14 protein-coding genes are annotated in these 13546 nt (G+C 52.1%); 8 read left to right on the top strand and 6 right to left on the bottom strand.

Annotated features, from left to right (window positions below; translation table 11 throughout):
- The first annotated feature begins 27 nt into the window (after positions 1-27).
- The 3 genes from C7K08_RS02680 to pyrF are packed head-to-tail and all read left to right on the top strand — an operon-like array spanning position 28 to position 2269.
- Positions 28-351 carry a DUF1825 family protein gene (locus C7K08_RS02680; RefSeq protein WP_106499157.1) on the top strand — a complete coding sequence of 108 codons (324 nt, stop codon included), beginning with the start codon at positions 28-30 and terminating at the stop codon, positions 349-351.
- 35 nt (positions 352-386) lie between these two features.
- The gene (gene tyrS / locus C7K08_RS02675; protein WP_241536985.1) at positions 387-1547 is read left to right on the top strand and encodes a tyrosine--tRNA ligase; all 1161 of its coding nucleotides are present in this window, start codon (positions 387-389) and stop codon (positions 1545-1547) included.
- An 8-nt stretch (positions 1548-1555) separates the two neighbouring features.
- Positions 1556-2269: an orotidine-5'-phosphate decarboxylase gene (gene pyrF, locus C7K08_RS02670; RefSeq protein ID WP_241536984.1), complete on the top strand. Its 714-nt coding sequence runs from the start codon at positions 1556-1558 to the stop codon at positions 2267-2269.
- A gap of 3 nt (positions 2270-2272) precedes the next feature.
- Here the strand turns inward: pyrF and C7K08_RS02665 are convergent, their stop codons facing one another.
- Positions 2273-4405 carry a cation:dicarboxylate symporter family transporter gene (locus C7K08_RS02665; RefSeq protein WP_106499111.1) on the bottom strand — a complete coding sequence of 711 codons (2133 nt, stop codon included), beginning with the start codon at positions 4403-4405 and terminating at the stop codon, positions 2273-2275.
- 41 nt (positions 4406-4446) lie between these two features.
- On the opposite strand from C7K08_RS02665, the gene C7K08_RS02660 reads away from it, so the two are divergent.
- Complete coding sequence (locus C7K08_RS02660) at positions 4447-5502, top strand: hypothetical protein (RefSeq protein WP_133165143.1); 1056 nt, start codon at positions 4447-4449, stop codon at positions 5500-5502.
- 11 nt (positions 5503-5513) lie between these two features.
- On the opposite strand, the gene C7K08_RS02655 is transcribed toward C7K08_RS02660, so the two are convergent.
- Genes C7K08_RS02655 through hpf form a run of 5 tightly spaced genes read right to left on the bottom strand, consistent with a single transcriptional unit; the run spans position 5514 to position 10111 of the window.
- Positions 5514-6653: a glycosyltransferase family 4 protein gene (locus tag C7K08_RS02655; RefSeq protein WP_106499109.1), complete on the bottom strand. Its 1140-nt coding sequence runs from the start codon at positions 6651-6653 to the stop codon at positions 5514-5516.
- Between the two features lie 30 nt (positions 6654-6683).
- A complete protein-coding gene (locus tag C7K08_RS02650; RefSeq protein ID WP_241536983.1) occupies positions 6684-8075 on the bottom strand; it encodes an MFS transporter in 1392 nt (463 codons plus the stop codon).
- A gap of 25 nt (positions 8076-8100) precedes the next feature.
- Positions 8101-8880 (bottom strand): DNA repair protein RecO, encoded by a 780-nt coding sequence (gene recO, locus C7K08_RS02645; RefSeq protein WP_106499107.1) that lies wholly within the window; start codon positions 8878-8880, stop codon positions 8101-8103.
- Positions 8877-9545: a deoxyribose-phosphate aldolase gene (deoC, locus tag C7K08_RS02640; RefSeq protein ID WP_106499106.1), complete on the bottom strand. Its 669-nt coding sequence runs from the start codon at positions 9543-9545 to the stop codon at positions 8877-8879. The genes recO and deoC overlap by 4 nt, the downstream gene beginning before the upstream one ends.
- Before the next feature lie 5 nt (positions 9546-9550).
- Positions 9551-10111: a ribosome hibernation-promoting factor, HPF/YfiA family gene (gene hpf, locus C7K08_RS02635; RefSeq protein WP_106499105.1), complete on the bottom strand. Its 561-nt coding sequence runs from the start codon at positions 10109-10111 to the stop codon at positions 9551-9553.
- A gap of 31 nt (positions 10112-10142) precedes the next feature.
- Here hpf and lipB point away from each other — a divergent pair, with 31 nt between their 5' ends.
- The 4 genes from lipB to C7K08_RS02615 all read left to right on the top strand — a co-directional run.
- Positions 10143-10883, top strand: coding sequence for a lipoyl(octanoyl) transferase LipB (gene lipB / locus C7K08_RS02630; protein ID WP_423218674.1), 741 nt, complete (start codon positions 10143-10145; stop codon positions 10881-10883).
- On the top strand, positions 10852-12831 hold the full coding sequence (locus C7K08_RS02625) for an AMP-dependent synthetase/ligase (RefSeq protein ID WP_106499104.1): 1980 nt from the start codon (positions 10852-10854) through the stop codon (positions 12829-12831). The genes lipB and C7K08_RS02625 overlap by 32 nt, the downstream gene beginning before the upstream one ends.
- 29 nt (positions 12832-12860) lie before the next feature.
- Positions 12861-13301 carry a YlqD family protein gene (locus C7K08_RS02620; RefSeq protein ID WP_106499103.1) on the top strand — a complete coding sequence of 147 codons (441 nt, stop codon included), beginning with the start codon at positions 12861-12863 and terminating at the stop codon, positions 13299-13301.
- Positions 13302-13344: 43 nt separating this feature from the next.
- On the top strand, positions 13345-13546 hold a 202-nt coding region (locus C7K08_RS02615; protein WP_341272127.1), incomplete at its 3' end, for a biotin/lipoyl-containing protein.

Raw genomic sequence — 13546 nt, 5'->3', positions numbered from 1 at the left:
CAGAATGGCGGCTTACCCCGGCGGCCCATGGGCTTTTTTGAATCCGACATCGTGCARGATGAGGCCAAGCGCCTTTTTGCCGATTACCAGTCGCTGATGCAGCTGGGAGGCGAGTATGGAAAGTTTGACCGTGAAGGCAAGAAGCTTTTTATGGAGCGCATGGAAGAACTCATGGATCGCTACCGCGTTTTCATGAAACGCTTTGAGCTATCTGAAGATTTTCAAGCCAAGCTCACTGTGGAACAATTGCGCACACAGTTGAGTCAATTCGGCATTACACCAGAGCAGATGTTTGAACAGATGAATCTCACCTTAGAGCGCATGAAAACCCAGCTTGAGGCAGAATCTTGAGCTTAAATAAAAACCTTGATTGGTTTARCCGCGGGGTGGCTGATCTATTCCCTGATAACGTTGAAACCGCTCTAACAAATAAACCTTTACGGATTAAATTAGGTATTGACCCCACCGGCAGTGAAATTCACTTAGGCCATTCGATCCTGTTTCGCAAATTGCGAGCTTTTCAAGATGCTGGCCACACGGCGGTGTTGATTATTGGTGATTTCACWGCTCGCATTGGCGACCCCAGCGGTAAAAGTGCCACCAGGGTGCAACTAAGCAGCGATGAGGTGGAAGCCAATGCCACCACCTATTTGGAGCAATTGGGCCAAGGCCAAGATCCAAGCCTTTCACTTTTGGATTTCCACACCCCCAATCGCCTTGAGGTGCGCCGCAACAGTGAATGGTTAACGGATTTAAATCTACCGAAAGTGATTGAATTATTGGCGTTAAGCACCGTTGGTCAGATGCTTGCAAAGGAAGAATTTGCCAATCGTTATGCCGGTGGCACGGCGATTTCATTACATGAGTTTTTATATCCTTTGCTCCAGGGTTACGACTCAGTGGCGATTAAAGCCGATTTGGAACTTGGCGGTACGGATCAAAAATTTAATGTGGCTATGGGTAGGGATTTACAGCGTCATTTTGGTATKRAACCTCAATTTGGCCTGCTAATGCCGATCCTCCCCGGCCTTGATGGGGTGCAAAAGATGAGTAAAAGYCTCGGTAACACTGTTGGTTTAAAGGAAGACCCCCTATCGATGTATTCCAAGCTGGAAAAGGTGCCCGATGGGCTGGTGGATCAATACATCACCTTGCTCACCAACCTCGAATTAGGGGCATTGCCCAGCAATCCCAGGGAGCGGCAAATGGCGATGGCCCTTGAGGTAACCCGCTTACGCCATGGCGATCGGGCAGCTGCCGCAGCCCAAGCCGATGCCGCYAATTTGGTGGCTGGTGCTGCCGCCTCGGCTGAAGTGCCTGAGGTTTCACTTGGGGCTGTGAATTTTCCAGCCAAGGCMTTTTATCTGCTCAGCGCCGCGGGCATTTGCAGCAGCAGTGAAGCAAAACGGCAGATCCAAGGCGGTGGYGTGAAGTTGGATGGTGAAAAATTGAGTGAYCCCAACCAGGAATTCCAAACTGCAACTGAACTAGAAGGCAAGGTGTTGCAGTTGGGCAAAAAGATATTTCGGCGCTTAAAAGCTTTATGAACACCCTGATGAAAGCCTCCAACCAGCTGGTTGTTGCCCTTGATGGCATGGCTCCGCAGCAGGCGTTGGCTTTTGTGCGCTCTATCCCAGATTTGCGCTGGGTGAAGGTGGGTTTGGAGTTATTTGTGGCCGGTGGCCCCGAGGTGGTAACTGAATTGCGGCGCCTCGGCCTAGAGGTGTTCCTTGATCTGAAGTTTCACGATATYCCTGCCACCATGGCCGCKGCTTGCCGCCAGGCGGCAAGTTTTGGTGCTGGCCTGATAACGGTTCATGCAGCRGCAGGCTTGGCGGGGTTGCAGGCCGCCCAAGAGGGGGCGATTGAAGGGGCAACTGCGGCTGGTTTACCACTGCCCAAATTGCTAGCCGTAACGGTGCTAACGAGTTGGGATCCCCTTTCTTTTGCAGATCAGTTRGCGATTAGCGARCCGATCGATCGTTATGTGCATCGCCTTGCCCAGTTGGCCACYGCTGCAGGTATTGCCGGTTGTGTTTGTTCACCCCTCGAGGTGGCAAGTTTGCGGGCAGCCMACCCCCAGCCTTTTGCCCTTGTTACCCCTGGCATTAGGCCCCATGGCAGCGATTGCAATGATCAAAAACGGGTGCTAACCCCTGGCCARGCCCTTGCCGCTGGCGCTAGCCAGTTAGTAATCGGTAGACCAATAACAACCGCTGCAGATCCCGCTGCAGTTTTCAGCCAGTGCTGCCAAAGCCTTGGAGCTTAGATRTTAACCACTGGATTGTTTAACAATAATCCAGTGGTTATATAGTTTGCTTATAAGTTCTTGAACTGTTGTTTTTTCCAGCCATGCATTGATGTAATCAGTCAATGTATGATTTTCCTTGGCTGAAATTATTACAAGTTCGCTGGAAAATTTATTGTAAAAAGGAGTCCATAAACTATAGYTTGGATGCAATACTGCCCAGGTGGCCCCCCCCTCAGCGCTGGTTAGCAAAGCATCATATCTGTTGGTGGAATTGCTAAAGAATTCAGCTTGATTTGAAACAACTGCTAACTTAACTTGTATCGGTTTYTCACTGGTGCCAAGGTTTTTAGCGATGTAATCGCGCACTTCTTCGTTAATTAATTCTGGATCGCTGATCGCAATTACCAAAGGGYGATCGAGAGGTCGCTGTTGTATCTGCTGGAGCCTTGGTAATATTTGATCAGAAACTACTAGCCCAAGGTGTACCTTTAGATAGCCTTTGCTCATTGAGAACTGAGAGGCATAGTCAGGATTTGCATCTATTCCACCAATGGCGATGTCTAGGCGTTGCTGATTTATTAGCTTTTCCAGATCATTAAGATTTCCTTCTTTCCARGCAACTTTCAAGTTAAGACTTTTWGTTAATGAATTAACTARATCTACGTCAAATCCCACTAATTCTCCTGCGCGATTGCGATATACCCATGGCATTGAATTACGATTTAACCCCACCCTCAGAAAGCCTCTGGCACGAATTTCATCTAGATTTGAATTGGCTGCGGGCAAGGTTTTTAACAGTTTAGATCCTCTTGGTTCCGGTATCAGTGATTTTAGATTCATTAAGGTGATATTGTTGTTGTATTTGCTAATCATGATGTTTCCCAGTCCTGTTTTCAATGCATTGCCAAGCAAGCTGCTTATTGCGATGCGGGCTAACAGTCCRATTGAAAGYARTAAGGGTTTTAAGCGCAGTTTATCCATGCTGAAGCAGCAGGTAAGTAGTGCCATTAGTAATAATCCCTCAAGGGAAATCACTTTTTCAAACCTATATAGCCATTCAGAATTTATATACATTAGTTGCATTAGATTCAGAGGTAAGCCCGCCTCTGAAAGGCCTGCCTGAAAAGCTGTTTTAAGTCCCCCGGCTAAACTTGGTATTGCGATTCCAAGAACTGTTAGTGTTTTGGAAAAGTTCAATGGTTGATTCACATACCAACCCGCAAATGGAATGAAAAGCAAACTTGCGATTTGACCAAGCATTGGTAAAGTAAAACCAACTGAAATAATCGCTGCAATTTCTTTTTCTTTTTCTTCAGGGCTTGMTTTAGTGCTAAGTAGAAGTTGATTTAGATTACTTATAAGGATTGGCAAAGCTATAAGTAGATTGCCGCTGCTAGCGGTGAGTGCAAATGGACCTTTAGTTGCTTTCCAGAGCTGTTGAGGGCTGAAAGGTGTAAGGGAGGTAGCTAAGCTTAATGAAGCAAAGCTGATTATCAAAAAAGCTATGGCACATAAATATACAAATCCTTGCAACTTTAATAGCTGATCGCTGTTGCTAGTGGCAATAGTATTAAAGCATAGGGCGAATATACCAATAGGTATAATCTTTGATACAAGTTTAATGCTTGCTTTAAATAGATCCCTTAAGGGGTTTAATAGATCTAAAATTTTAGTGCGATTAGATTGTCTTTGTAATATAATGCCAAGGACTGCGCTATAAAGAACAACTCCGGGAAAATTATCTGAGGCTAAAGCTGAAAATATATTAAATGGTATGTAAAGTGCGATCAGGTCTGTGGGATTTTGTGGTTTAAGTTGACTTGGATTAAAGAAATTAGAAGCAGGAGAATTTGGCAGGTATTGCGGAAGCCAAAGCACCATTGCTGCMCCCATTCCCCATATTAGTAGCAAGCTTAATAAGCCACCGCGAAATAGATTGCTAATCGCCTTATTTGAAAGCGATCCGAGAGAGGCAACTAGTTCACAAATGAGAAATGGCATCACTACAACTTGAGATGCACGCAGAAAGATGTTGCCGAGTGGAACCAAAAATGGAGCTAATTGGGGTAGTAGGACGCCGCCGCTTATGCCAAGGCAGAGGGCAAGAACGCATTGATTATCTAGCGAGTTGCACCAGGTGGGTACGCGAAGCATCTTATGTATTAAGCTGCTTAATAATATCCAACATTACTTCTGTGTCTAGGCACTGGTTTTTTAAGCTACTTATAGTTTCCTTGCTGGCGATAGGGCTGTTTGGGCCTGCTCTGCAAGTTAAAGCTCAGAAGCAGGCTTTAAGTACTGAAGTGATTGAGGTTTCCATGTGGATAGATAACGTTTATGGYTTTTCRGTGAAGGATAAAACCTATAATATTCAAGGCTCTATGCTACTCACTTATCCTCAGTTTATCCAAGATAATCTAAAGGAAACTGATCAGATTGCTGGGGCTAATATTATTGATCTGCTGCAATTTGAAAACATGGTAGAGCCCTGGAATTCAAGTTTTACTCCTTTATATGCCGTGCCAAAGCTTCTGGCGGATAAACGATTGGCTCAGGGCTATGATTTTAGTGGTTCTTTTTACTCAAATTCTATTAACTTTAAAAACTATCCTTTCGGGGTATTGCCGTTATCGGTTGTTTTGCAGCCAAGGGTTGGTGCATCTAGCGATATCGGCAGAAATCTGCTGTTAAAGGTTGCTTCGAGTGGAAATGGGCTTGGCAGCAAAGCGGGATTGAGTGGCTATGAACTAAGTTACTGGCGGTTTCACAATGTTGCTAATCAAGGCGAAACAGGCCTTGGATCCCATGGAGGGAAAATACTTGAAAGTATTGTATTTGAAATTAATTATCAAATTAATGCTTTCTCTTCCGTGGTTCGCTGGCTGCTGCCCCTGGCAATTGTGATGCTTTTGATGCTGCTTACCCCCAATTTGAGGAGCAGCTTGTGTAGTGATCGTTTAGCTATACCTCCAGTGGTGATGCTCACTGTTGCTTTTCTGCAGCAAGCTTATCGAGAAAGCCTACCTAGTTTGCCCTATTTAACTTTTTTAGATGGSCTGTATACTTTTTCGTACGTGGTAACATTGGCGTTTTTTCTGTTGTTTATATGGGCGAGTAACTGCATGGATAGGGTTGATGCTAAAAACAGAGATTTTTTAATCCATAGGATTGATAAATGGGACCTGCGTCTTCAGCTTGCGAGTATTTCCGGCTTCGGTTTTATAACTGTATTTGCATTCTGGYGTTTTTAATCAGTCAATTTTTAAGCAGCTAATGGAATAGGTGAAATCAAATCCGTATAAAGYTGTTCAAGGGCGTCGATATTGCCCTTGAGGGTGTAGCGCTCCAGTACCCGTTCCCGTGCCCGGCGACCCAATTCTCTGCTCAAGATCGGTTGTTCCCGCAGCACTGGCAAAAGCGTTCGCAGTTGGGTTGTTACCCCTTGGGTGCTGATCACAATGCCCGCTCCACCCTCCAACACCTCGCCATCGGCGCCGGCATCGGTGGCTACGCAGGCTGTGCCACTGGCCATGGCCTCCAGCAAAGCAAGCGATAAMCCTTCAACTAGGGAAGGCAGCATGAAAACCTCTGCCACTTGCAATAAAGCAAGCCTTACTGCTTGATCTGCTTCGTAACCCCACCAGATCACATCATCGTTGCTGTAGTTGGCTTGCAGCGCTTGGCGCAACGGTCCATCACCAACCACCACMAGAACGCAGCCGGGCAGTTGCACTAATTTCCAGGCGCGTAGCAGTGCTTCCACATTCTTTTCTGTTGCCAACCTGCCCATATAAAGGAAAACCCGTTTACCTCTAAAGCGTTCGCTTAATTGGGAAGCACCAGGCCGCCAAATATTTGGATCYACCCCATTTGGAATAACAGCAAGGGTGCTTTTAGCAACACCAAGGCGGATTAATAGCTCCGCCTGCAGCTCTGAAAACACCACCACCCGATCAAATTTTGCTARCGACGATGCATAGAGTTGATAGGTGAGCTGTTGTCCACCGGCTGTGATGTTGCGCAGCCCGGCATCAAAGGGCGGGTGGAAGGTGGCTACAAGCGGCACACCCAATTGTTGGCATAGTTCGGGCAGGCGGAAATCAAGCGGTGAAAGGGTGAGGCTTGCATGCACTAAATCGGGCTGAAATCGCTCCAGTGATTCCCTTAATTCGCGACTAGCCCGCGGTGATGGAATCGTATACATCTGGGATTTCACCAGATAGGGCAGGGCTACCTCCGGTTCCTGATCGTTGTGGCTCTCTGAATTTGCCTGAAGGCTGGGGGTGTTGAAGTGGATAAAACTAATGCCATGGCCTCGTTCCTTCAGGGCCTCAGTTACGGCAAGGCCATAGGAAACATTCCCGCAAAAGGGTGATTTTTTGCCAAGCCAGGCAATACGCATTCAACGGCAAGGGCACTCCAGCTAAGAAAATTAGCAGCGGTCGATGGGTTTTATGCCCCAGGGGCGCTCGAGCAGCACTCCGGCAAAGAGGATCAGGGCCAACATCAACAGCACTGGTTTCAGCCCCACACTGCTTACTAAGGCCCCAGCCAGCACTAAAGGCAGGCTCAAGGCAATATTCACAAGATTGTTTTGCAGGCCAAAAACTTTGCCCCGCAGATGTTCAGGTGTGTCTTCCTGGATGGTGGTTTGGGCTGGAATGCCAAGCAGGGCAGCCCCAACTCCTAAAACGCAGCAAAGCAGCAGGGTGGGCCACAGGTAGGGCTTCAACTGAGCCAGTAGCACCAATGAAAAACCCATGGTGCCCAAACCAACGCTTGCCAGTGAGCGGCGATGGAATTTATGGCCCATTTGTGCCACCAGCAGGGCGCCAAGGGCGAGGCCAAGGCCACTCATGGCAAGTAATACGCCAAATTTGGTGGGCCCCAACTGCGCCACCCTTGAAGCAAGGCTGATTGAAAGCACATAAAGGGCTGCTAGCAGGCTGTAGAGCACCACCAGGTGCAGCACAGCCCCCCGCACGCTGCTGCGATCGGCCAGAAAGTTGAACCCTTCTTTGATATCCAGCCAAACGCTATTGCCGCTGCTTTCACGCACCTGCTCATTTGGTTTAACAAACAACAAAATCAGGGCGGCGCCGCCGTAGGCAAAGGGCACCAACAGGAATTCACCCCCCTGCAGGCCAAGGGCTAAACAGCCTTGGTGCAGCAGCTGTAATACCGGTTCACCAATGGCATAGCCCACGATTGTGGCCGCCATGGTKGTGGCGGTATACAAAGAATTAGCTGGCAGCAATAGGGATCTATCCACCAAAAGGGGAATGGCTGCCTGTTCCGCCGGCGCAAAAAATTGAGTAAAGCAGGATTCCAAGAAGGTAAGCACCACCAAACCCCAATAGCCCCAGCTGAGCCCCAGCCAGGTGGGGCCTGGCAGCAACATCACAGGCACAGCRAGKGCTAGTAAGGCCCTCAGGGCATTGGATGCCACCATCACAGCCCGTTTTGGCCAGCGGTCTGCCCATACACCAGCAACGCTGCCAAGCACCATTGCCGGCAGGGTGTTGGCGGCGTAGATGCCTGTGGCCAGCAAAGTGATCAGCTGGGCTTCATTGGCCCCTTGGCCGGGGGCCAAATTTGAGCCTGAGCTAAGGCCCCGTTCGCGAATTAATTCCGCTGCKCCCGCTAGGGGGCCGCTATCAACGCCAGTGCTCTGGGCCCAGGTTTGGGCGATCAGAAACACCATCAACACGATCCAAAACTTATCGCCTAGCTGCGAAAAAATTTGGCCAAGCCAAAGCAGCCTGAACTCCCTCAAGAGCAGCACGGCCTCTAGGCCATTTGGTTTGTTTTGCTGCTCGCTCACCTGCTGATCTGTCCCCGCCCTGCGGCTAATCCTGCCTCAGCAGGGCAAGGGAACGGGGGCTGCGMCCWAGATGTTCGCTACACCAAAAGCTGATCAGGGTTAAAAGCCTTTGCCACACAGGAACGGGTCCCATCAAACTGCCATCGCCGCAGCGGGGTAATTGGGGGCGGGGCAGCCGTTGTAGTAGTGCCAGTTCAGAAGCGTTCAACAGCAACACTGCCCCTGGTTGGGGACCAATGCAAAAGCCTTCGGCGGGGATCACGCTGCAGCGCCAGCTCCAGTTGCCAAGGGGGGGCTCCAAGGGCTCACCGCTACGGCAATCGCAGCTAAGGGGTAGGGCATAACCAGCCAGTTGCATTAATTGCACTGCTGTTTGCACGGCTGTGGCAAGGGCTTCAGCTTGGCGTTGGGCCGCTGGCGCCTCAAGCAATTGCTCTAGTTGATCTAAGCGGTGTAACACCAGATCAAGAAACCCTTCCAGGGGTTGGCCCTKGGGCACCAGCAGTAAACAAAGCTCCAAAAGCCATTGGGCGGCGGCCAAGGTATCCAGGTGCTTGCCAAGGCGGCCATAGCTATGGAAAACGCTGATTTGGCCCAGGCGATCAAGGCTGCGGCCTCGCTTTACTTCACCCCTGAAATGGGTGAGCACATTGGCGGCAGCAAGGCGGCTGAGCGGTTTACGGGCACCACTGGCGGCAATGCGCACCAGGCCTTCCTCGGCGCTTAGCAGGGTGAGCAAACGGTCTTGTTCGCCTAGGACACTTGCCTGCAGGCAGAGGCCCTCCACCTGGCGTTCATTCATCAGCCCCGTTGTTCCTTGGCAAGGGCTACCCCACGGCTGGTGCCAAGCCGTTCAGCGCCCGCCTGCACAAGGGTTAGGGCCTGTTCAAGGTTGCGAATGCCGCCTGAGGCCTTCAGCTTTGCTTGACCCCTGGCCAATAATTTGAGGCGTTCCACCAGGGCTGGTGCCACCGCAGGGCCATAGCCACTGCCGGTTTTGAGATAGGCMACGCCTGCATCTAAAGCCACTTCCACAAGGGCTTCTAGCTGGCTTGAGCTGATTTGATCGGCTTCAAGGATCAGCTTTACCGGTAAACCCAGTTCCACAATTGCAGCGATTTCATCGTGCAGGGCAGTGAGTTCGCCGTCGATCAACAGGGCAAAATCGGGCACTAAATCAAGTTCATCAGCCCCGGCTTCGGTGGCGAATTCAGCCTCCACCCTTTTTATTGCGCCAACTACGGCACCAAAGGGAAAGCCCACCACACTCACCAATTTTGTTTTGCTAGGGCTGCGATCCCCCAGCAAACGGCGGCCTAGGGGCATCCAGCGGGAAGCAAGGCAAACCCCGGCAAAGCCGTAGTGCAAAGCCTCTTGGCAGCATTGCTCCACCGCCTGCTGGCCCTGGCGGGGATCCAGCAGGGCATGGTCGATAAGCGGGGCGAGATCAGGGCTTTGGGAAGGGGGCAACTGGTTTAGCTGCGGGCTTGGATCACACCGTATCCGCCGTGGTTGCGTTGGTACACCACYTGGAGTTGACCCGACTCCTTTTCACGGAATACATAAAAGTCGTGGTCGATCACCTCCAGTTGATGGATTGCTTCGTTCACASTCATCGCAGGCATGGCGTAGTACTTATTGCGCACYACCGGGGCMGGTAACTGGGGTGTGCGGCCTGCGGTTAGGTCGCCTTGGAGATCTACTGCTTCCGCTTCAAGGCTGCTGGGGCCGTGGTGATGGTCGCTGCGGCGATCTTTATGGCGCTTTAGCTGGCGGGCAAGTTTGTTTGCCACCAGATCGATGCTGGCGTAGAGGTTTTCGCTGCGTTCTTGGGCCCTGATAACGGTGCCAGCGGCAAACAGTGTTACCTCCGCTGTTTGTTGTGGCACCCTTGGATTACGGGCTACGGAAAGGTGCACATCCGCCTCCTGCACCAAACCATTGAAATGGCCCACGGCACGGGAGAGCTTGTTTTCGGTGTAATCCCTCAGTGCTGGGGTGAGCTCGAGATTGCGGCCATGGATCAGAAGCTTCATGGGTAGACCTCCTGGTGGGTGTTATCAATGTATGGAGGAAGCCATGGATCGGGTATTGCCGGCTGCATTCCTTTGTGCTCTCTCTAGGTTTGTGCCCCTAGAACAGGCATGGCAGTGGCAGAGGCAATGGCAGCGCTTATTAATTCGCAATCAAAACCAGGCTCAAATACCAGAACTGCTGCTGCTGCTTGAGCACCCCCCTTGCTACACCCTTGGCCGCGGCGCATCTGAGCAATTTCTTGGCTTTGATCCCGCCACACCGCCGGCCCCCCTAGTAAGGCTTGATCGCGGTGGYGAAGTAACCCATCACTTGCCGGGCCAATTGGTGGCTTACCCGCTGCTGGATTTAAAGCGCCATCGCTGTGATTTGCACTGGTATCTGCGTGAATTGGAGGGGGCRGTAATCGATGTGTTGGCTCAAYTTGATTTATTTGGCGAACGGCGGGCGGGGCTCACAGGCGTGTGGCTTGAGGGCAAAAAGGTTGCTGCCATTGGTGTTTCCGCCCGTCGCTGGGTTACCCAGCACGGTGTTGCCCTGAATGTGAATTGTGAGTTGGCCGGTTTTGCTGCCATCAAACCCTGTGGCYTAGAGCTGCCGGTGGGAGGGCTGAACCAATGGCGGCCAGGTTGCAGTGTGGCCCAGTTGCAACAACCTTTTGCCGATGCATTGGCCCATCGGCTGCAATGGCGTTCGTTGCAGCCAATCAGCGAGCAGAATCTGCTCAMCTTTATTGATCAAGATGGGCTTGGCCTGGGTGCGCTGGAGTGGTGATCGCCAGGACCAACGGGCCCTAGCGGCTCAGCCTGATTACTCAGATCTGCAGGGAATAGATGGTTTRTGGCCCCGTTTAGCCCAAAGCCATGGGAACCTGCTGGCCCTTGATCAAGCCCATGGGCCAGCACCKGAGCAGCTCAGTTTTGCCCAATTGCATCRCCAAATTGGTTTAGTGGCTGCGAGTTTCCAGCGCTTAGGGGTTGGGGCTGGAGATGTGCTGGCCCTATTTGCTGAAAATGGACCCCGCTGGTTAGCGGCAGATCAAGGTTTGATGCGGCTTGGGGCTGCAGCTGCGGTGCGAGGTAGCCAGGCGCCCGTTGAAGAATTGGCTTTTATTCTCAGCGATGCCAAGGCCAAGGCTTTGGTGTTGGAAGATCSCAGCCTGTTGSGAGCTTTGGCKCGAGCTGGCGATCTAAAGGAGATCGCTTTTGTGTTGCTGCTCCATGGGGAAGCAGTGGCGGAACAAGGTTTGGCGGAACAAGCTTTGGCAAAACAAGGTTTTGATGCACAAGAGTGCAATYTGCCAGCGGTTTACAGCTGGCTTGATTTCCTTGCCCTTGGCGCTGGTGCCAGCTGTGACAAACCTTTTGAAGCAGCAACTAGCCGTTTAGCAACGGTGCTCTACACCTCTGGCACCACAGGCCGCCCCAAGGGGGTACCCCTTAGYCAAGCAAATTTGYTGCATCAAATTCGCAGCCTTGGGGTAGCTGTTAATCCCAGGCCAGGCGATCGGGTGTTGAGCATCTTGCCGATATGGCATGCCTATGAGCGCAGCGCCGGTTATCTGTTGCTRTCCCGCGGTTGCAGCMAGAGCTACACCAATATCCGCCAGTTCCGCAGCGACCTGCAGCGGGTGCGGCCCCACTACATGATCAGCGTGCCGAGGTTGTGGGAATCAATCCATGCTGGTTTTTGCACGGCCCTTGAGGCCATGCCACCCCTGCGGCGGCAACTGCTCACTAAAGCCCTAGCGATCGCAGARGCCCATGGGAATGGCTGGCGTTGTTATCGCAACCTGCAGGAAATGCCCCAGCCCCTAGCGGCAAGGCTGATGGGCCTGCTTAWGGCGCTTGCCACMTGGCCGGCAGCTCAATTGGCGGCGTTGCTTTTCTGGCCTGCGGTGCGSCGCCAGCTAGCTGGCGGCAGTTTGTTAACGGCCATMAGTGGCGGTGGCGCCTTGCCCAAACACATCGATTCTTTTTTTGCTGCGATCGGTATCCAGCTATTRGTGGGTTATGGCCTCACTGAAACCAGCCCCGTGCTCACCTGCCGCCGTGCTTGGGCCAATCGCACCGCCAGTGCCGGCCGGCCACTGGGCARCACGGAATTGCGGATTGTGGCAGTTGAAAGCACCGCTGCCCTTGGGGAGCGCCCGATTTTGAATTGGGGTGAAAGGGGWTTAGTGCTAGCCCGCGGACCGCAGGTGATGGCTGGCTACCTGGGGCGCCCCGAGGCCACAGCAGCGGTTTTAGACCCTGAGGGTTGGTTTAACACCGGCGATTTGGGGCTGCTGCTAGCCGATGGCTCCTTATTTCTCACCGGAAGGGCAAAAGACACGATCGTGCTCAGTTCTGGCGAAAACATTGAACCGGGTCCCCTTGAGGATCAATTGGCGTCATCTGAGCTGGTGGAACAGGTGATGGTGGTGGGCCAGGATCGACGTCAATTAGGGGCATTGGTGGTGCCTAGGCAGGAAGCACTGCAGGCCTTTGGYTTGGCGCAGGGCCTGCATGATCAGGCYKCACTGCTRAAGGCGCTCACCAGGCGCTTAAACAAGCTGCTTTCAGAGCGCCGTGGCGCCCGCGGGGAGGAACGTTTGGCGGGGGTTGCCCTGGTGGAACCATTCAGCCTTGAAAACGGTTTGCTCACTCAAACCCTCAAGCAAAAACGCGATCGAATTGCCGAAAGGGATGCTGCGGCGATTGACCAGATCTACGCAGGCTGAGAGGCTTGGGCGTCGGAATTCCACCAGCCATGGCAAATCAACTCTCGATTAAACGCAACATCACRATTCGGGCTGTGGTTACGCCCCGCTGGAAGGAAGAGGCCGAGCGTGAAATCAGCCAGGCGATCTCCACCACAGATCAACAGTTGGCCCAGTTGGAGCARGAGGGCCAAGAGGTGGTGAATGAAATTCGCCGCCAGAGTGCAAATCCCCTCGACCCCCGCATCCAAGAACAAGTTGCTGGGGTGCAGCAACAGGTGGCAGCTAAGCGRGCTGAACTGGAGGAACAAAAACGCAACTTGTTAGATCAACAGGTGAGTGTGCAAGGGCTTGAAATGGAGCAAATCGTTGACCAGGGGCAGCTGGAAAGCAGCTGCACCGTTGAGGTGGGYGACAATTTGGTTGAAAAATTRCAAGCCTCAATCGTGGTGAGAGATGGGGTGGTGGAGTCGCTTAGCGAAGGTGCTTGAGCTGCGGCGATAGGATCCGCCAAACGCAGTGCTGAAGCAGCGGATGGCAACCTTCGAGATCTTCATGCCGGCCCTCAGTTCCACGATGACTGAGGGAAAAATCGTCGAATGGCTTAAGCAGCCTGGCGATCGGGTGGAACGGGGTGAATCGGTGCTGGTGGTGGAATCGGATAAGGCCGATATGGATGTGGAGTCGTTTGAGGCGGGTTTCCTTGGGGCTCGTTTGAGGCGGGTTTCCTTGGGGC

This window comes from Synechococcus lacustris str. Tous (genome assembly GCF_003011125.1).
GTDB lineage: Bacteria > Cyanobacteriota > Cyanobacteriia > PCC-6307 > Cyanobiaceae > Synechococcus_D > Synechococcus_D lacustris.
The sequence above is the reverse complement of the archived record's forward strand: the minus strand, read 5'-3'. Positions and strand labels throughout refer to the sequence as shown.